Consider the following 20,307-nt stretch of genomic DNA (forward strand, 5'->3'; position numbering starts at 1 on the left):
AAAAATAATTTTTCATATCCTTTTGAATATTAATAAAAAATGTACCTTTGCACCAAATTTTAGAAACGTAAAAAAATAAGATTTTCCACGATATGGTGATTTCAAACAAACCACTCAGCTTTATTCTTGCAGCTTTTGTAGCTTCTCTACCTATAATGGGTTTTGCAAATCAAGAGAATGATTCGACGCATGTTCAAACTGAAACAGCTCACGAAGAGAAAGTAGTTTCACATACTGCTCACGAAGAAGGAGAGCATGTTGCTCTTGATCCAAAGGCTAAAGTAGATGCTTTTATTGATCACCACTTACAAGATTCTCACGACTTTGTTTTCTTTTCAGATGAAAAAGAAAATAAACACTACGGTTTCCCATTACCAGTTATTTTAATTGATGGTGGTTTAAAAGTTTTCTCTTCTTCAAAATTACACCACGGAGAAGAAGTTGCAGAAGTTGACGGTAGCTACTACAAATTAGTTCACGGTAAAATTTATAAAACAGATGCTGCCGGAACAATCAACTTTGATGAGCACGGTCATCCATCAAATGAAAAACCATTAGATTTTTCAATTACTAAAAATGTTGTTTCAATGCTTTTCGTATCAGTATTATTATTATTAATGTTTACTGGTTTAGCAAGATCATACAAAAAAGGACCAATCCCAACAGGATTTGGTAGAGTTTTAGAACCATTAGTAATTTTCATCAGAGACGAAATTGCTGTTCCAAATATTGGAGAGAAAAAATACCGTAAATATATGGGTTACTTATTAACTGTATTTTTCTTTGTTTGGATCTTAAACTTATTAGGAATGACTCCGCTAGGAATCAACGTAACAGGAAATATTGCTATTACAGTTTGTTTAGCAGCCTTTACATTTATTATTACTCAATTTAGCGCAAACAAAGATTATTGGGGACACATCTTCTGGATGCCAGGAGTACCAGTTCCAATGAAAATTATTTTAGCTCCAATTGAAGTTTTAGGAACATTAACAAAACCATTCGCATTATTGATTCGTTTGTACGCAAACATTACTGCAGGTCACGTAGTAATTATGAGTTTGATCGCAATGATTTTTGTTGGAAAAAATTTAGCAGCAGATTTGCCAATCTCATTAGGATTGACATTGTTTATATCTGTTATTGAAATCTTAGTTGCATTTTTACAGGCATTCATCTTTACAATGTTATCATCATTGTTTATTGGTATGGCAGTTCAAGATCATGATCATGCTCACCACCATGAAGATGAAACAGCAATTATTTAATTTAGAAGTTTAATTTTATATATATAAATAGTTATGGGAACAATTCCAACTTTAGTAGGTGCTGGTTTAGTAGTAATCGGTGCAGGTTTAGGTTTAGGTAAAATCGGTGGATCTGCTATGGACGCTATTGCTCGTCAGCCAGAAGCTGCTGGTAAAATTCAAACTGCGATGATTATTATCGCGGCTTTATTAGAAGGTTTAGCATTCGCTGCTTTGATCTTAGGAAAATAATAAAGAGAGAAATAACAGCATCTTTAACGGTTGGTTAAAGATGTTGTTACTTTTAAAAAAGAAATTAAATATTTAATATAGTTATATAAAATGGATAAGTTAATTAACGATTTTTCATTCGGATTATTCTTCTGGCAGGCTTTAATCTTGGTAATATTAATTTTGCTTTTAGTAAAATTTGCTTGGAAACCAATTATGGAATCTATTACTGCAAGAGAAGAAGGTATTAAAAATGCATTGCTTTCTGCTGAAAACGCAAAGAGAGAAATGGAAAATTTACAAGCTGACAATCAAAGAATTTTGAATGAAGCTCGTGCAGAACGTGACGCGATGTTGAAAGAAGCTCGCGAAATGAAAGAGAAAATGATTGCTGATTCTAAAAACGAAGCTCAAGAAGCTGGTCAAAAAATGATTGATCAAGCTAAAGCGGCTATCGAAAGCGAAAAAAATGCTGCAATGGCAGAATTGAAATCTCAAGTTTCAACTCTATCTTTGAGTATTGCTGAAAAATTATTGAAAGAAGAATTATCTAATAAAGAATCTCAAACTAAATTGGTAGAGAAATTATTAGGTGACGTAAAGTTAAACTAAGATTATGGCAAGTACAAGAGCAGCAATTCGTTATGCAAAAGCAATTCTAGACTTAGCAAACTCTAAAGGTGTTGCCGAAGCTGTCAATAACGATATGAAATCAATTGCAAATGCAATTGAGACGAATCAAGAATTGAGTACATTTATCCAAAACCCAACAACTACTGTTGAAGTTAAAGAAGGTGCTCTTTTGGAAGTTTTTGCAGATGTAAATGGAGTAACAAAAGGACTATTCCATTTATTATTTGAAAACAAAAGATTCGAAATTCTAAATGCAATTGCATTAGAATACAATAAATTATTTGATGAAAGTAATGGTGTTGAAGTAGCAAAAGTTACAACAGCTATTCCAATGGATGCAGCTTTAGAAGCTAAAGTTTTGGCAAAAGTTGCAACTTTATCAGATAAAAAAATTACAATAGAAAATGTAGTAGATCCTTCAATTATTGGTGGATTTATTTTGAGAATAGGAGATAATCAGTACAACGCTTCAGTTGCTAACAGATTACAAGTATTAAAAAGAGAGTTAAGTAATTAGTTTTATAACACAAAAAGTGTCTAAATTATAAATTAAGATGGCGGAAATCAAACCTGCTGAAATTTCAGCAATATTAAGAAAGCAAGTAGAAGGTTTTGAATCTGGTGCTACGCTAGAGGAAGTAGGATCAGTACTTCAAGTTGGAGACGGTATTGCTCGTGTTTACGGGCTATCTAATGTTCAATATGGTGAGTTAGTGGAATTTGATAACGGTATGGAAGGTATCGTATTGAATCTTGAGGAGGATAATGTTGGGGTTGTATTATTAGGACCATCAACTGGAATTAAAGAAGGATCTACAGCAAAAAGAACTCAACGTATTGCTTCTCTTAAAGTTGGTGAGCAAATGGTAGGACGTGTAGTTAACACTCTTGGTTTTCCAATTGATGGAAAAGGACCAATCGGTGGTGACTTATACGAAATGCCTTTAGAAAGAAAAGCACCTGGAGTTATCTTCCGTCAGCCAGTAACTGAGCCATTACAAACAGGAGTAAAAGCAGTTGATGCTATGATTCCAGTTGGTCGTGGACAGCGTGAGCTTGTAATCGGTGACCGTCAAACAGGTAAATCAACGGTTTGTATCGATACAATCTTAAATCAAAAAGAATTTTACGATGCAGGAAAACCTGTATTCTGTATATATGTTGCAATTGGACAAAAAGCTTCAACTGTAGCAGGAATCGCTAAAATGTTAGAAGAAAAAGGAGCAATGGCATATACTGTTATCGTTGCTGCTAATGCTTCTGATCCAGCTCCAATGCAAGTTTACGCTCCATTCGCTGGTGCTGCAATTGGAGAATATTTCAGAGATTCTGGTCGTCCAGCTCTTATCGTTTATGATGATTTATCTAAACAGGCTGTTGCTTACCGTGAGGTTTCTCTTTTATTAAGAAGACCACCGGGACGTGAGGCTTATCCTGGAGACGTTTTCTACTTACACTCTCGTTTATTAGAGCGTGCTTGTAAAGTAATTGCTGATGATGGAATTGCTAAAAACATGAACGATTTACCAGATTCTATCAAGTTTATCGTAAAAGGTGGGGGTTCATTAACTGCATTGCCAATTATCGAAACTCAAGCTGGTGACGTTTCTGCATATATCCCAACAAACGTAATCTCGATTACAGATGGTCAGATTTTCCTTGATGGAGATTTGTTCAACTCTGGGGTTCGTCCTGCAATTAACGTAGGTATCTCTGTATCTCGTGTTGGAGGTAATGCTCAAATTAAATCAATGAAAAAAGTTTCTGGAACTTTAAAATTAGATCAGGCTCAATTCCGTGAATTAGAAGCTTTCGCTAAATTTGGTTCTGACTTAGATTCTGTTACTTTAAACGTAATCGAAAAAGGAAAAAGAAACGTTGAGATCTTGAAACAAGGTTTAAATGATCCTTATACAGTTGAAAACCAAGTAGCTATTATCTACGCTGGTTCTAAAAACTTATTAAAAAATGTTCCTGTTAATAAAGTAAAAGAATTCGAAGCAGATTTCTTAGCTTACTTAAACAGCAAACATAAAGATACACTTAACGCTTTGAAAGCTGGGAAATTAGATGACGCTATTACAGATGTTATCGAAAAAGCGGCAAAAGAAGTTTCAGCAAAATATAACTAATTAGATAATTGGTAAATTAGATAATTAGATAATGTTCGATCATTATTCTAATTATCTAATTTTAAAATTGTCGCATTTTCTAATTAATAGATGGCAAATTTAAAGGAAATCCGTAATAGAATTACTTCCGTTTCATCGACGATGCAGATTACATCGGCTATGAAAATGGTTTCTGCTGCAAAGCTGAAGAAAGCACAAGATGCAATCACTGCAATGCGTCCTTATGCCGAGAAATTAACGGAGTTATTGCAAGATCTTTCTGCTACACTAGAAGGTGAAATAGGAGGAGATTACACTACACAACGTGAAGTAAAAAAAGTATTGTTAGTTGCTGTAACCTCAAATAGAGGTTTGTGTGGTGCTTTCAATTCGAATATTATTAAAGAGATTAAAAATCGTACTGATTTTTATGCTGGAAAGCAAGTTGACGTTTTTGCCATTGGTAAAAAAGGTGGTGATGCTTTAGTTAAAACGCATAAAATTCACGGTCATCATAATGCAATTTTTGATCATTTAACATTTGAAAATGTTGCTGGAATTGCAGATAATTTGACTGAGAAATTCTTATCTGGAGAATACGATAGAATTGAGTTAGTATACAATCAGTTTAAAAATGCTGCTACTCAAATTGTTCAAGTAGAGCAGTTTTTACCATTGGCGCCTATTAGTACTGATGGAGCTTCTGTTTCTGGAGATTATATTTTTGAACCAGGAAAAGAAGAAATTGTATTGGCTTTAATTCCTAAGTCTTTAAAAACACAATTGTACAAAGGTATTCGTGATTCATTTGCTTCTGAGCACGGAGCACGTATGACTGCAATGCACAAAGCAACAGACAACGCAACAGCTTTAAGAAACCAATTAAAATTAACTTATAACAAAGCTCGTCAGGCAGCGATTACAAGTGAGATTTTGGAAATTGTTGGTGGAGCAGAAGCTTTAAATGGATAATTTATCCTATTATATATAAAAGAAAAGCCAGCATTAGCTGGCTTTTCTTTTTATTGGAAGTTTTATTCTTTTTTAAAAATATTTTTATAAAATGGTGATTCTCAAATTATAATTAAGTTGAGAATCACTACCATTTTATAAAAATAGACAGATAACTCTGTGTGCTTTGTCTTTCATGGGAACAAACTAGCTTTATTAATCCCAATGCTCTGTTTTTTTAAGGGTTACATTTCAGCAGAATCAATCCCTGTGCTTTGTCTTTTATGGGAACAAACAAGCTTTATCAGTCCCAGTGCTCTGTTTTTTTAGGGTTACTACAGCTGAATCAATCCCTTATGCTTTGTCTTTTATGGGAACAAACAAGCTTTATTAGTCCCAGTGCTTTCTTTTTTTTAAAAGGGTTATATTTAGCTTTCTCAATCCCTTTGAAACAAATTTAAAAAAAGACTGTTAAAAAAATGTTACATAATTTTCATGTTTTTTTTATATATTTCACATGTTGTGTTAAAAAACAGTATAATTATCTGTAAGTAAGTAGATTGATGAAATATTACGACTGTTTCTGTCGTTTTTTCCAGACATTCCTCAGTTTTATTCTGCTATCAAGAAGTTTTTAAAGCATGTGCTTTTTACAGAAAACGTATAAAATGTAAATTTATTTTTGTGAACTATAATTAATGTCCAATAAATTAGTTAAAAACGTTTAAGAATAAATATATATGATGGAAAACAGATTCTGTCATGATTATATTTTGAGTATTTTTGAATTCTATTTCATTTTTAAACAATGACTTTACAAATAAAAGAGCTAACTACCATTGAGGAAATGGTGGCTCAAATAAGTATAATTCGATTTCTTTATCCTAATATATCTCTAGAAAAGTATCAATCATTTCTTTCTGAAATGGTACCTCATAATTATACACAAATTGCAATATTTGAAGATGAGATTTGTCTAGGTTTGACGGGGTGCTGGTCGGCTACTAAACTGTGGACGGGAAAATATCTTGAGATTGACAATTTTGTTGTTAATCCAGATCATCGATCTAAAGGAATCGGAAAATTGCTTACCGATTATATAGAGAAAAAAGCAATTGAGTTAAATTGCAGCAGTATAGTTTTGGATGCTTTTACGGGAAATTTTGGAGCGCATAGATTTTATTATAATCAAGGTTACGCTCCAAAAGGATTTCATTTTGTCAAAATTTTAGATGAAAAGAAAATGACTGTCTAAAAACGATCAGAAGTTTTCTTTATTGCATCAACAAAAGCTCCATTAAACAAAAGAAATGGTTATTTTTGTCTTACAAACATTATTAGAATTATATTTTGGGATTATATAAAAATCTATTCAAGCAAACGGCAATTTACGGACTGGCTACAGTTTTACCGAGAATGCTAAGTTTTTTATTAGTGAGATTATATACAGGAATTTTGCCTACAGCTGAGTATGGTGAAGTTTCGATCGTATTGTCTTGGATGGTTTTCTTTAACGTGGTTCTTTCTTACGGAATGGAAACAGCATTTTTTAGATTTTACAGTGCCGAGGAGGACAAGAAAAATGTAATAGCCACTTCGACTATTTCTATATTTTGGACCTCGATAATATTTCTTTTCGTTGGATTGATTTTTAGAAATACACTGGCAAATCTAGCCGAAGTCGATGTTCAATATATTACTTATACCGTATGGATTTTAGTTTTAGATGCACTGGTTTTAATTCCATTTTCTAAACTTAGAGCCAATCAGAGGCCAATGGTTTACGCAGCAATTAAGATTGGAAATGTTGTTATAAACTTACTGCTGAATATATTTTTCTTGATCTACCTTCCCAAATTGGCAGAATCAAATCCAAATTCGATTTGGGATAATTTATATGTACAAAATTTCCAAATTGCTTATATTTTCATTGCCAACCTTTTGGCAAGTTTGGCAACTTTTATTGTACTTTCTCCAAATTATCTTTCGCTTGGACGAAAATTCGATCCTGTACTTTGGAAGAAAATGATGAAATACGGACTTCCGATTTTAGTTGCTGGTTTAGCTTTTGCGGTAAATGAGCATTTTGATAAAATTCTACTGGGTTATTTACTTCCAGAAAACTTGGCAAAGTCTGAAGTTGGAGCTTATTCTGCTTGTTACAAACTGGGATTATTTATGGTTCTTTTTGCAACAGCTTTTAGGTTAGGTATTGAACCTTTCTTTTTTAGTCATGCCAAGAATGAAAATGCACCACAGACATATGCCGTTATAACCAAATATTTCGTGATTTTAGGGTCATTGATTTTATTAGGGGTAATTGTGTTCGCCGACGTTTTGAAATATTTGCTATTAGACAACAAATCGTATTGGGAGGCCATGAAAGTTGTGCCATTAATTATTTTGGCAAATTTCTTTTTAGGGATTTACAACAATTTATCGGTTTGGTATAAATTGACTGATAAAACAAAAATTGGAGCCTATATTTCTATTGTAGGAGCAATTGTCACCTTGATTTTAAATTATCTATTAATTCCGAAATACAGCTATTATGGTTCTGCAATTGCAACCATTTCAGCTTACGGTAGTATGATGCTTATTTCTTATGTTTTAGGAAATAAATATTATCCGATTCCTTATGACATGAACAAAATTGGCACTTATCTAGGTGTTTCAATATTGTTTTCAATTATCTCTTTTTACGGATTTAGAGAAAAATATTATGTTGGAATTCCGCTTCTTTTAGTCTTTATGTATATGGTTTACCATTTTGAAAAAGATACTATTAAAGGAATAATGAAGAGAAAATAAGACGCTTTTAAAAATTTTATATTTAAAAATGAAAATTCAAATTATCAATAAATCACAGCACGATTTACCAAATTATGAAACTATTGCTTCTGCAGGTATGGATTTGCGTGCCAATATTATAGAACCAATTACGTTAAAACCTTTAGAAAGAACTATTGTAAAAACAGGACTTTTTATTGAATTGCCAATCGGTTACGAAGCACAAGTAAGACCAAGAAGTGGTCTGGCTGCAAAAAAAGGCGTAACGGTTTTAAATTCGCCAGGAACTATTGATGCAGATTACAGAGGAGAAATAGGAGTAATTTTAGTAAATTTATCTAATGACGATTTTGTAATCGAAAATGGAGAACGAATTGCACAGCTGATTATTGCTAAACACGAAAGAGCTGAATGGATTGAAGTTGAAATACTTACAGAAACATCAAGAGGTGAAGGCGGCTTTGGAAGCACTGGAGTGAAATAATAAAAAAGAAAGACCAAACCCAATGAAGATTTTTATAAAATCTTCGCATAAAATCAAATAAGAAAATGAAGATAATTGTGCCAATGGCAGGCCGTGGATCAAGATTGAGGCCTCATACATTAACCGTTCCAAAACCACTAATTCCGGTTGCGGGAAAATCTATCGTTCACCGTTTAGTAGAAGATATTGCCAAAATATTAAAAGAACCAATTGAAGAAGTTGCTTTTATTTTAGGAGATGAGGCTTTTTTTGGAGATGATGTTGTAGCAAGCTTAGAAGATTTAGCAAAAGGATTAGGGGCTAAAGCTTCAATTTACCGTCAGGATCAGCCTTTAGGAACTGGACATGCGATCATGTGTGCAAAAGAATCTCTATCTGGACCAGCGGTAATTGCTTATGCAGATACTTTAATTAGAGCAGATTTTGAATTAGATCCAGAAGCAGATGCTGTAATCTGGGTAAAACAAGTAGATGAGCCTGAGGCTTTTGGTGTTGTAAAACTAAACCAAAATAATGAAATTGTAGAATTGGTTGAAAAACCAAAAGAGTTTGTTAGCGATTTAGCCGTTATCGGAATTTATTATTTTAAAGAAGTCGGAGTTTTAAGAAACGAACTTCAAAATGTTTTGGATAATAATATTCAGAATGGTGGAGAATACCAGATTAATGATGGTATCAAAGCGATGATGGCAAACGGAAAAGTTTTTAAAACTGGAAGTGTAGACGAGTGGATGGACTGCGGAAATAAAGATGTTACCGTAGAAACTAATACTAGAATGTTAGGTTTTCTTCATAATGATGGAGAGCATTTAGTTGATTACGGCGTAACTTTAGAGAATTCGACAATTATTCCTCCTTGTTATATAGGAGAAAATGTGGTCTTGAAAAATACGACAATCGGACCAAATGTATCTCTTGGAAATGGATGTCACGTAACAGACAGTACAATCAAAAACAGTTTGGTACAAACGTATTCTAAAATTAAAAATGCTAATCTTGATAATGCAATGATTGGAAATCATGTAAGTTACGACGGTAAATTTACGAGTATCAGTATTGGAGATTACGCTGTTTTAGAATAAAATAAAAATTAGCAAGGTTTCGTTTTGTTTAAAATGTAATTCTTACAAATGATCAAAAAAAGAGTTTTTACAGTTTTGTTTTTTGCTTTATTCAGCACATCATTTTCGGTTTTTGCACAGACAGAACCCGAAGATATTGCCATGGCACCAGACGAATACCAAGACTCGTTTTATGAATCATTAAAACAAAAAGGAATTGAAAATTATGATAAAGCTATTGTATCATTGGAGAAATGTATAAAACTAAAACCCAATGATGCAGTTGCTTATTTTGAATTAGGAAAAAACTATCTGGCGCTTAAGCAATACCCAAACGCACAAGATGCTTTTGAAAAAGCCACACAGCTTGATCCTAAAAATAAATGGTTTTGGCTTGGAATTTACGATGTAAGTTACGAGACAAAAAATTATCCTTTGGCAATTGAAATTATCCAAAAAATCATTGTTTTTGACGAAGAATATAAAGACGATTTGATTTCGTTATACATGATTACAAATCAGTATGATAAGGCATTGACAGCGATTAATGAAATGAATGATAAATTCGGAAAATCGGCTGATAGAGAAATTTATAAAGCGCAGATTTTATCACAAGGAAAATATCAGAATGCCGAAATTGATAATTTAGTTGAACAGATTAAAAAAAATCCGAAAGAAGAGGCAAATTATTTGAACCTAATTCTTTTGTATTCAAAAAATAATGAGAATGAGAAATCGCTTGATGTAGCAAAACAGCTGGCAAAAGAAATTCCAAATTCAGAATGGGCGCAAGTGAGTTTGTTCAAAACTTATTTGGATGCCAATCAGGCGGATAAAGCGATAAAATCGATGAATGTGATTTTAGCAAGTTCAAAAATCGATTCAAAAATCAAACATAGAACTTTGAATGAGTTTTTGATTTATGTAAATAAAAACCCACAGTATTCTGCCGATTTAGAAAAAGCCATTTCTTATTTTGACAACGATAAAGATGTTGATGTAGCCAAAGAAATTGGAAAGTTTTATCACAGCAAAGGACAATTTGAAAATGCGATTAAATATTATGAAAAAGATTTAAAGGCAAATTCAGATACAGATCTTGAAACCAATATGTTATTGCTGGAAGCGTATGCGCAAGCAAAACAATACGAGCCAATGACCAAAAGAGCTATGATGCTGATCGAAGTTTATCCGAGTCAGGCTCAGTTTTATTACTATGCTGGTTTAGGAAGTAATCAGCTTAAACAGTTTAAAAATGCAAAAACTGTCTTAGAAATGGGTCTTGATTATGTGGTGGATGACGTAAAATTAGAATCAAATTTTAATAATCAGTTAGGAGAGGCATACAATGGTTTGGGAGATGCAAAGAAAAAAGAGGAATACTTTTTGAAGGCAAATGAATTATTAAAGAAGAAAAAATAAAAAAGAGAATTCAGATGAAAAAATATATATCAATACTAGTATTGTCTATTGCCGTAATTTCATGTAAATCGAAAGCAGTAGCAGTGCAAGGAAATACAAGCCAGACAATTGCACCAAAAGAAGACAAAAAAGTAATCGAAAAACATTACGATAATAAGTTAGATTTTTCTACCTTATATATTAAGGCCAGCGCAAAATATGTTGATGAAAAACAAAGTCAAAATGTTACTGCCGAAATTAGAATCGAAAAAGACAAACAGATTTTAATAAGTGTTCGTTTTTTAGGAATTACAATGGCAAAAGCATTAATAACACCTTCAGCCGTAAGTTATTATGAGAAAATAAATAGTACTTACTACGAAGGAGATTTTTCAAGTTTGAGCAAATGGCTAGGAACAGATTTAGATTATACTAAAGTTCAAAATCTATTGGTTGGAGAAGCTTTTGACGATTTAAGAAAAGGAAAATATACGCAGACAATTGTAGACAATCTTTTTAGATTAGACGAAGAAAAAGATGCCAACTTGAAGAAAACTTTTTTCTTAGATGGAGAAAAATATTTAATTCAAAAGGAAGAGATTTCGCAGCCATCTGAAAACAGAACCTTACAAATTGCGTATTCTGACACTAAAAATTTTGATCAAGGAGCCTTACCTACAAGCGTCGAAATCAATGCAGTGCAGCCAAAAGGCAAAACAAGTATTAACTTGAATTATAACAATATTTCATTTAATGAAGAACTTTCTTTTCCGTATAGCGTTCCGAGCGGTTATAAAAAAGTTACAATTAAGTAAATTTGCAAAAATAAAAATAGAAACATGCCAAAATTTCTCCTAAGTCTAGTTTTAGTTTGTGCCACTACATTTGTATGGGCACAGGATTCTCAGCAAGAAAAACTGGAACAGCGTAAAGCTCAAATTCAGCAGGAAATCAGAGATAACGAAAAGATGCTACAGTCTGTTCGAAAAAAAGAGAAATCTGCTGTAAATGAATATTTAATTCAGGCAAACAAAATCAAGCTAAAAGAGAAATTAATCAATACTACAGCGAAACAAGAAAAACTGATTAGTAATGATATGTACATTAATCAGGTTCAGGTTAATAAACTTAAAAAAGAACTGAAAGTTCTAAAGGAAGACTATGCCGAGATGATTTTAAAATCATACAAAAGCCGTTCTGAACAGAGCCGTGCAATGTTTATTTTATCTTCTGAAAGTTTCTTACAAGCTTATAAAAGAGCTCAATACCTAAAACAATATACTGCTTTCAGAAAAAATCAAGGTCTTGAAATTCAGTCCAAAACAGCTCAATTAGTTGATTTTAATGCTAAACTGGATGGTCAAAGACAAGTAAAAAAGAAGATTATTGCTGAGAACCAAAAAGAAAAAGTAACTCTTGAAGAAGAGAAAAAAGAACAGCAAAAATTAGTTAATTCGCTTAAAAAAGATAAAAATAAAATTGCTGCAGATATTCGATCAAAACAAAATGAATCTAAACGTATCGACAAACAAATTGATCGTTTAATTCGTGAAGCCATTGCTGAAGCTAATAGAAAAGCAGCTGCAGAAAGAGCAAAAGCGAATCCAGGTTCTAGTGAAGCAAAAACGACAACAGTTTCTTCTTCAAAAATTGCAATGACTCCAGAAGATAAAGTTTTGGCTGCTGATTTTAAAGCCAATAGAGGAAGATTACCGTGGCCAGTAGAAAAAGGATTTATTTCTTTAGGTTACGGAGATCAGCCACACCCATTGCATCCATCAATTACAGTTCATAATTCAGGAGTCGAGATTACAACAGAAGACGGCGCAAGCGCTAGAGCAGTATTTGCTGGAGAAGTTTCTAAAGTAATCGTTTTATCACCTGTGAATAAAGCAGTCGTGATTCAGCATGGAGACTTTTTTACCGTATATCAGAACTTAAGTTCAGTTTCTGTGAGTCAGGGAGATAAAGTGACTATTAAGCAAAACATCGGAAAAGTGAGAACAAGTGGAGATACAGGAAAAACAATTATTAAATTCTTGATTCTTCAAAATACATCAAATAATAATCCCGAAGGATGGCTGCAAAGCAGATAAAGTTCTTCTGAAAAGATTACTCTATAAAAAATCCTTTCCATCAAACTGATGGAAAGGATTTTCTAGTTTAATTGCTTACGTTATCAGGATTTTGAATTAGTGCAGGATTAGAATCTAAATCGTATCGCGGAATTTTAAACAGGAAATTTTTAGAAGGAACAAATTGTAAAGGGTTGTTTACGTACATATTAATTCCGTTGTCATTTCCATATTTTACGTGTTCTGAAATATTTTTCCCAATTCGATTGGTTCTTAATTCATCAAAAAACAATAATCCTTCACCAACAAATTCCCATCCTCTTTCTTTATAAATGGCGTCTGCAAATTGCTCTTTGTTTAAGCCTGGAGTTAGATCTGGAAGTTTTGCTCTGTTTCTTACTCTGTTTACGTAAGCATAAGCCGCAGCGGGACCGTTGATTTCATTTTCTGCTTCGGCATAATCTAGCAACACATCGGCATAACGAATGACATAAGAATTTGCCTGCGGTTTTTTTAGCGAAGCAGAACTTTCGGTTCTGTCATAAAATTTCAGATTTCCTGGCGAAGCTGTTTTCCATCCCTTAGATCCAGGAAAGAAACCTTTATCGGCTGGAACAAATTCGATAGTTTGCAAAATATGACTCGAATTTCCTTTTTCAGTAACATTAACCGTTGTTAAAAAACTGCCCTCTTTTCTTGTATCGTCACTGCTGTAAGAAAGATAATGCTGAATTGAAGGGCCGAATCTGTGATACATATAACAGCCTAATGTCGTCTCGGTTATATTTACACCAAACATAACATGGTTATTGTTGTATTCATTTTCGACACCGCCATATTGCATTTCAAAAACAGATTCAATTCCGTTTTTATTATTGATATTCCACCAATACCAAAGATCCTTAAAATTAGACTGTAAATCGTATTGACTAGACTGAATTACTTTTGTGGTGTACTCTTTAGACTTTTGAAAAAAGGTTTTATCGCCCGTCATACTTCCTCGTGTAAGATATAAATCTCCTAGTAAAGCCTGCGCAGCTCCTTTTGAAGCTCGCCAAATATTATCACTTGGATAACCCGATTTTTGAGGTAAATTTTCTTCAGCATATTCAAGATCGGCAATAATGTAAGCATAGGTCTCCTCGGTTGTTTTTCTTGGTATTGCTAAATTCTTTAATCCCTCGGTAAAAGTTTCAGGAATTGGGACGCCTCCGTACATACGCACTAAATTGTAATAAGTTGCCGCTCTCAGAAAACGAGCTTCTGCAAAATATCTTTTTTTAAGTGTTTCATCCATTTCAACATCTGAACCTCTGCCAATAACTAAATTTGCTCGATTGATAATATTGTAGGCATCGTCCCAATTGGTAATAACCATTTTGTCAGCATTATTCATGTCGGACCACACATTCCAAAGTTGCACATCGTCTTTTGCGTAAGCAGGCGAACCAAATTCGGTTAATACCTCCAAGTACATAATATATTTGTAATTCCCATTAAAACCATTTTGATAACCATCATAAACGCTTACTAAAGCAGTATTTAATTCGTCGGCATTTTTATAGTAATTACTAGGCGATAGGAAAGTATAAGGTTCTTCAGCCAAATCGGTGCATTGTGAAAAAAGCAGTATTGCACAACCCGAAAAGATATATTTTAGAATTTTCATTTGTATATATTTTTTAAATTAAAATTTCGCAGTAAAACCAATCAGCATTGTTTTTACATAAGGAGAAGTTACATTTCCGCTTTCTGGATTATAGCCTCTGTGGTTTGCAATATTGATAAAGTTCTGTGCATTCACATACACATTTAACTGTTTTACCCAATCAACACTTTTGATTACGTTAGATAAATTGTAAGCCAGTTTAATGTTTTTAACCACAAAATAATTCCAGTCTCCGTTTGTACGATCAGATAAGTACACATCTTTAGCGCCCGCTCTAGGGAAATTTCCAGATGGATTTGTCGGACTCCACATTCTATCATAAGCATATTGCGTCGGAATATAATTTCTGTTCTGAATCTGGTTTTCACCAAAAATCATATAATTGCTATCTTCGTCAGAAGCTAAGCCAGTTGCGCCTTGTCCATAAATGTCTAGTGTCAGATTCTTGTAACTAAGATTAGTTGATATTCCGTAAAAGAAATCGGGAGAAGTGGTTCCTATATTTACGTAATCGTCATTGTTAATGATTTTGTCGTTGTTTTTGTCCACATACATTTCTTCTCCAAGCTGTGCCGTAGGACGTATTTGCTGATAAGCCGTCAGCTGTTCTTGAGTTTTAATAATACCAGCAGATTCTCTAGCCCAAACACTATTTACAGGCTGGCCAACAATTAGATATTTAGCAATTCCAGCAGAAGAACTTCCAACATTTATGCGGCTAACATCTCCATAAAGGCTCACAATTTCGTTTTTGTTTTTAGAGAAATTACCGCTTATATCCCATTTAAAATTAGAGTCTATTACTTTTACTCTTGCAGTAACCTCAAAGCCAATATTTTTGACTTCGCCAATATTTTGAAGCATACTAGAATAACCAGAAGTGGTAGGAATAGGAACGTTGTATAAAAGATCTGAAGTTTGTCTCTGATAAAAATCTAAATTCAAATCAAATCTTTTCCATAAACTTAAATCGATTCCCGCATTATACTGAATGTTGCGTTCCCACTTCAAATCGGGATTTCCAATTGTCTCTACAAACCCAAAAATCGGATTGTTATCGTACACATAATTTGCTTTAACAAGTTTAGACAAAGACTGATAATTACCTATTTCCTGATTACCTGTAACACCATAACTTGCTCTTAATTTTAAAGCAGAAATCACATTACTATTTTTAAGAAAGTTTTCTTTGTCAACATTCCAGCCAAGTCCCAAAGAAGGGAAAAATCCCCATTTGTTGTTGCTTCCAAAACGAGACGATCCATCATAACGACCTGTTAAGGTTATAAGATATTTTTCGTTGTAAGCATAAGAAGTTCTTGCGGTCCACGAAATTAATTTACTAGAATATTTGTTAGAAGAATTGGTAATACTTGCTCGATCGGCATACGTAATATCATTTGCTCCTGTTGCATCATTTTGAAAACCAGACCCCTTAACACCCAAATCTTCATAAACATATTCTTGCCATGAATAAACGGCCGTTGTAGTAAGACTATGTTTATCTTTCCAAGTATTAGCATAACTTAAAATATTATCTGTTAACTGAGAGCTTTGTCTTCTGTAATATTGTCCTCCAGTTCCTGTGTTTCCAGATCCAATTCCGGCAGTAGATTTTGAAGTATAATATTCATATTGTTTTTCATTAGAAATATCTACTCCATAATTGGTTTTAAAAGTTAGATTTTTGGCAAGTTTAAAATGTGCATATACATCGCCAAGAATACGGTCTGTAGAAATTTCGTTTGTCATTTCTGATGCCTCCGAAACAGGATTCCAAGTACCTTCAAAATAAGAGCTTACAGCAGGATCTTCTGTAGCATAATACCAGCTTCCATCTGGATTTTTTACAGGTATTGTTGGCCAGCCATATCTAAAAATATCTCCAGTAGGATTGTTTCGGATATCTCTTTGTGATCGTCCCACTTGTAAATGCGTTCCTACCGTAAGCCAAGGTTTATATTCGTGATTTAAATTGGTTCTAAGAGTTAGTTTCTTAAAACCAGATGCTTCTACGATTCCGTCTTGCGAAAAAATATTACCAGAAAGGAGATAAGTTGTGTTGTCTTTTCCTCCGCTAAAAGACAAAGAATAGTTTTGCATAAGCGCCATATTCTGAATGATTTCGTCTTGCCAGTCTGTGTTAATATTTGGGGCAGGATTGGTGGCAGAGTAAACAGGTTTTCCAGTAGAATATGTGTAAGCATCATTTATAAAATTGACAAAACTATCTCTGCTTAACGTTTTAGGAAGTCGGGTAGGAGTTGAGATTCCTTGAGTGCCTACGATTTCCAGATTGTTTTGTCCTTTTTTTCCTCTTTTTGTTGTAATCAAGATAACGCCATTTGCTCCTCTTGACCCGTAAATTGCGGCCGAAGAAGCATCTTTAAGAATCTCCATAGATTCAATGTCGTTAGAACTAATGTCGTTTAAGTTACTATTTACAAGCGGGAAACCGTCAACAACAATTAAAGGATCATTTCCTGCACTGACAGATCCGTTCCCGCGAATTCTTATTTTAGGAGAAGAACCTGGAGAAGAATCGTTGTTTAAAACAGCAACACCTGCCGCTCGTCCCTGAACAGCTTCTAACGGATTTGAACTAGTAACAGTATTAAGAACATCGCCTTTAATTTGTGCGATCGAACCCGTTAAATCACTTTTTTTCATAGTTCCATAACCAACAACAACTACTTCTTTGAGCTCGGCAACTTCATCGCTTAATGTGATATCGATAATGGAGGATTTTTCAACCGTTTTTTCGATTGTTTTAGAACCAGTAGAACTAAAAATTAAAATACTTCCTGTACTTGCGTTTATGGAATATTTTCCATCAAAGTCGGAAATGGTGTTAATTTGTGAACCCTTTACGACAATATTCGCTCCGGGAATTGGAATTCCATTAGAATCCGTGATTGATCCAGTTACCATTTTGTTTTGTGCTTGTGTGGTTAGATGCACAAAAATGGAAAAGATCAAAATTAACAAATGGCTAATTTTGTTTTTCATAAGAATAGATTTCGGTTAGTTAAAGTGTTTTAAACTTATTTATAACTGAAACCCTTTGTATCCTGCTCTATCCTGTTAGTTTTGAATTGAATAAGTTCTTTTTTAAAGAATACTTGAATCTTTTTTTCTTTGAAACGCTGATTTACTGCTTTTTAAGTTTAGTAGTACTAATTTTATTTTTATCAAAAAAAATGTGAAATTTTAACAATAATAAAATTATTTAATAATTAAATCTTGATTGATTTTTTGTTATTATGTTTAAAAAATTATATAATTTATTGATATATGTATGCATGAAAAACAAAAGTGGCAGAAAGAATGCTCTGCCACTTTTAAGAATAAATTTATGTACGATGAATAGTAGTTATTCGTACTGTTCTAAGAGATATTTCATGACATCAGTTGTAGTAACAATTCCTTTCAATTCTCCATTGTCAACAACCGGAAGAGCGTGAAATTCTTCTTTCACAAAAATTTCGGCTAAATCTCTTATTATGGTATCAGATGATACTGTTTTCGGTTTCGAAGTCATAACCTGAGAAATAGTTAGCATTTCTAATATCGCTTCATCGGCATTTTCCTGACCTTCAAATAAAGCTCCAAAAGTTAATCGGTTGATATCAGTTCGGCTAATAATTCCAACAACTTCTTTACCTTTTAAAATCGGAATGTGACGTATTGTATGTGCTTTTAATTTTTCGACCACTTTTTTAAGATCATCATTTTCGTTTGCAGTCACTACAGTTTTTGTCATAATATGACTAATTGGTTCTCTTTTTTTCATGATAGATTAGTTTTATATTTATATCAAATATGTAGAATAATTCCCTCAAACGCTATGACCTTTATCAGCTTTTAAAACAATTAAAAGAACATGTAATACGACTAAATTTTAGTATTTTTGCAGTATGGAAACAAATAGACAGAAAAAAATAGGCGGTGTAATTCAGAAAGATCTGGTTGACATTTTGCAAGGTGAAGTGAGAAAAAACGGAATTACAAATTTGGTAATTTCTGTATCCAAAGTGAGTGTAACTACAGATTTATCTGTGGCGACAGTATATTTAAGTATTTTTCCACAAGAAAAAGCCAAAGAAACTTTAGAGGCAATTAAAACCAATACAACATTAATCAAACATGATTTATCACAACGTGTTCGTTTGCAATTGCGCCGTGTTCCGAATTTAGTATTCTTTCTAGACGATTCATTAGATTACATCGAGAAAATCGACAATGCACTTGCAGGAAAAGAAAACCCAATAGAAAATCGTGATCTTTTAGAAAAAAGAAGAAAGTCCTAATTTGAATTTCCCCTTATACATAGCCAAACGATATATTTTTAGCAGCAGTAAAAACAATGCTATAAATATTATCAACCGTATTGCCAGCATGGGAATCATTGTTGGTACTATGGCTTTGTTTGTGGTTTTATCTGTTTTTAGCGGACTTAAAGTTTTTAGTCTTTCATTTACCAACGAAATAGATCCCGATTTAAAGTTGGTAAATACCTACGGAAAGTCTTTTTTACTTACCCAAGCTCAAGAAAATCAGATAAAAAAAATAAATGGGGTGGCTTCTTATACCCAAATAATAGAAGAACGTGTTTTGTTTTTATTTAAAGACAAACAGCAAGTTACTTATCTAAAAGGAGTTGATAGTGTTTACCCGGTTGTCAACGATATTAGGAAAAAACTCTTTAATGGACAGTGGCTCAAACCAGACAGTTATCAGGTTGTAATTGGTTACGGATTAGCTCAAAATTTCTCAATGGGAATTCTTGATTTTGAAAACCCACTTCAGGTTTTTGCTCCTAAACCAGGAAAAGGTGCAATCGAAAATCCGGAAGAAGCTTTCACTAAAACCGATGTTTTGCCTGTTGGAATTTATTCAATCAGTGAAGATTTAGATTCAAAATATGTTTTTGCAGATTTAGGATTGGCGCAGGAATTACTAATGTACAAACCAAATCAAATCTCTGGAATTGAATTTAAATTAAAAGAAAATGCAGATGAGGGAGCGGTAAAGGCTCAGCTAAAATCTATTTTTAAAAATAAAATCACTTTAAAAAATAGAGCGCAGCTGAACGAGTCTTTGTATAGAATGCTAAATACAGAAAACATTGCAGTTTATCTTATTTTTACACTCGTAATTATTGTGGCTCTTTTTAATTTGATTGGCGCATTGATTATGATGATTTTAGAAAAGAAAGGAAATCTTAAAACACTGTTCAACTTAGGAACAGATATCACTGGGCTTCGAAAAATATTTTTACTTCAAGGAACTTTATTGAGTGTTTTTGGGGGGTTAATCGGACTTGCTTTAGGTATAATCCTTGTCATATTACAGCAGAAGTTTGAACTTATCATGATTACGCCAACTTTGGCTTACCCAGTTGTTTTTACAATAGAAAATGTTCTAATTGTAATGACAACAATAATTTCATTAGGTTTTGTTGCTTCATTAATTGCAAGCAGCCGAGTAAGTAAAAAACTACTTGATTAATAACTTCTTAAGAAATATTAATTATATTTACCGCCTTAAAATCTACAGCATATGATTGTTTCTGCCTAATCCTATTTTATTTTTTAGAATAATTAGGATACTTACGTTTACTTTTTCAGTTCAGATTAAAATACATCTGGACC

Annotated in this window: 18 protein-coding genes; 15 read left to right on the forward strand and 3 right to left on the reverse strand. The window is 33.1% G+C overall.

Annotated features, from left to right (window positions below; translation table 11 throughout):
- Nucleotides 1-92: 92 nt before the first annotated feature.
- The 13 genes from atpB to M0M44_RS05505 all read left to right on the forward strand — a co-directional run bounded on the left by atpB (nucleotide 93) and on the right by M0M44_RS05505 (nucleotide 13,005).
- Complete coding sequence (gene atpB, locus M0M44_RS05445) at nucleotides 93-1,268, forward strand: F0F1 ATP synthase subunit A (RefSeq protein ID WP_248728858.1); 1,176 nt, start codon at nucleotides 93-95, stop codon at nucleotides 1,266-1,268.
- 33 nt (nucleotides 1,269-1,301) lie between these two features.
- On the forward strand, nucleotides 1,302-1,499 hold the full coding sequence (gene atpE, locus M0M44_RS05450; RefSeq protein ID WP_008465835.1) for an ATP synthase F0 subunit C: 198 nt from the start codon (nucleotides 1,302-1,304) through the stop codon (nucleotides 1,497-1,499).
- Between the two features lie 90 nt (nucleotides 1,500-1,589).
- The gene (locus M0M44_RS05455) at nucleotides 1,590-2,090 is read left to right on the forward strand and encodes a F0F1 ATP synthase subunit B (RefSeq protein ID WP_095930604.1); all 501 of its coding nucleotides are present in this window, start codon (nucleotides 1,590-1,592) and stop codon (nucleotides 2,088-2,090) included.
- A gap of 4 nt (nucleotides 2,091-2,094) precedes the next feature.
- Nucleotides 2,095-2,628 carry an ATP synthase F1 subunit delta gene (atpH, locus tag M0M44_RS05460; RefSeq protein ID WP_095930605.1) on the forward strand — a complete coding sequence of 178 codons (534 nt, stop codon included), beginning with the start codon at nucleotides 2,095-2,097 and terminating at the stop codon, nucleotides 2,626-2,628.
- Between the two features lie 37 nt (nucleotides 2,629-2,665).
- Complete coding sequence (gene atpA / locus M0M44_RS05465; RefSeq protein ID WP_248728859.1) at nucleotides 2,666-4,243, forward strand: F0F1 ATP synthase subunit alpha; 1,578 nt, start codon at nucleotides 2,666-2,668, stop codon at nucleotides 4,241-4,243.
- A gap of 90 nt (nucleotides 4,244-4,333) precedes the next feature.
- Entirely contained in the window at nucleotides 4,334-5,194 is an 861-nt protein-coding gene (gene atpG, locus M0M44_RS05470; protein WP_248728860.1) for an ATP synthase F1 subunit gamma, read from the forward strand.
- Between the two features lie 787 nt (nucleotides 5,195-5,981).
- Nucleotides 5,982-6,428: a GNAT family N-acetyltransferase gene (locus tag M0M44_RS05475; RefSeq protein ID WP_248728861.1), complete on the forward strand. Its 447-nt coding sequence runs from the start codon at nucleotides 5,982-5,984 to the stop codon at nucleotides 6,426-6,428.
- A 95-nt stretch (nucleotides 6,429-6,523) separates the two neighbouring features.
- Entirely contained in the window at nucleotides 6,524-7,984 is a 1,461-nt protein-coding gene (locus tag M0M44_RS05480) for a lipopolysaccharide biosynthesis protein (RefSeq protein WP_248728862.1), read from the forward strand.
- 28 nt (nucleotides 7,985-8,012) lie between these two features.
- Complete coding sequence (gene dut / locus M0M44_RS05485) at nucleotides 8,013-8,447, forward strand: dUTP diphosphatase (protein WP_248728863.1); 435 nt, start codon at nucleotides 8,013-8,015, stop codon at nucleotides 8,445-8,447.
- A gap of 65 nt (nucleotides 8,448-8,512) precedes the next feature.
- Nucleotides 8,513-9,529, forward strand: a complete 1,017-nt coding sequence (locus tag M0M44_RS05490) for a sugar phosphate nucleotidyltransferase (RefSeq protein WP_248728864.1) — start codon at nucleotides 8,513-8,515, stop codon at nucleotides 9,527-9,529.
- A 48-nt stretch (nucleotides 9,530-9,577) separates the two neighbouring features.
- Nucleotides 9,578-10,930, forward strand: coding sequence for a tetratricopeptide repeat protein (locus tag M0M44_RS05495; protein ID WP_248728865.1), 1,353 nt, complete (start codon nucleotides 9,578-9,580; stop codon nucleotides 10,928-10,930).
- A gap of 14 nt (nucleotides 10,931-10,944) precedes the next feature.
- Complete coding sequence (gene lolB1, locus M0M44_RS05500) at nucleotides 10,945-11,724, forward strand: lipoprotein insertase outer membrane protein LolB1 (RefSeq protein WP_248728866.1); 780 nt, start codon at nucleotides 10,945-10,947, stop codon at nucleotides 11,722-11,724.
- 24 nt (nucleotides 11,725-11,748) lie between these two features.
- Nucleotides 11,749-13,005 (forward strand): murein hydrolase activator EnvC family protein, encoded by a 1,257-nt coding sequence (locus tag M0M44_RS05505; protein WP_248728867.1) that lies wholly within the window; start codon nucleotides 11,749-11,751, stop codon nucleotides 13,003-13,005.
- Nucleotides 13,006-13,072: 67 nt separating this feature from the next.
- Here the strand turns inward: M0M44_RS05505 and M0M44_RS05510 are convergent, their stop codons facing one another.
- The 3 genes from M0M44_RS05510 to M0M44_RS05520 all read right to left on the reverse strand — a co-directional run bounded on the left by M0M44_RS05510 (nucleotide 13,073) and on the right by M0M44_RS05520 (nucleotide 18,446).
- A complete protein-coding gene (locus M0M44_RS05510) occupies nucleotides 13,073-14,653 on the reverse strand; it encodes a RagB/SusD family nutrient uptake outer membrane protein (protein ID WP_248728868.1) in 1,581 nt (526 codons plus the stop codon).
- Between the two features lie 18 nt (nucleotides 14,654-14,671).
- Complete coding sequence (locus tag M0M44_RS05515) at nucleotides 14,672-17,662, reverse strand: SusC/RagA family TonB-linked outer membrane protein (protein WP_248728869.1); 2,991 nt, start codon at nucleotides 17,660-17,662, stop codon at nucleotides 14,672-14,674.
- Between the two features lie 364 nt (nucleotides 17,663-18,026).
- Nucleotides 18,027-18,446: a CBS domain-containing protein gene (locus M0M44_RS05520; RefSeq protein WP_248728870.1), complete on the reverse strand. Its 420-nt coding sequence runs from the start codon at nucleotides 18,444-18,446 to the stop codon at nucleotides 18,027-18,029.
- A 124-nt stretch (nucleotides 18,447-18,570) separates the two neighbouring features.
- Between M0M44_RS05520 and rbfA the strand changes: the two genes are divergently transcribed.
- Together rbfA and M0M44_RS05530 are read left to right on the forward strand one after the other, a co-directional pair.
- On the forward strand, nucleotides 18,571-18,963 hold the full coding sequence (gene rbfA / locus M0M44_RS05525; RefSeq protein ID WP_248728871.1) for a 30S ribosome-binding factor RbfA: 393 nt from the start codon (nucleotides 18,571-18,573) through the stop codon (nucleotides 18,961-18,963).
- Between the two features lies 1 nt (nucleotide 18,964).
- Nucleotides 18,965-20,164, forward strand: a complete 1,200-nt coding sequence (locus tag M0M44_RS05530; RefSeq protein WP_248728872.1) for an ABC transporter permease — start codon at nucleotides 18,965-18,967, stop codon at nucleotides 20,162-20,164.
- Nucleotides 20,165-20,307: the final 143 nt, after the last annotated feature.

Source organism: Flavobacterium humidisoli (assembly GCF_023272795.1).
GTDB classification, from domain to species: Bacteria; Bacteroidota; Bacteroidia; order Flavobacteriales; family Flavobacteriaceae; genus Flavobacterium; species Flavobacterium humidisoli.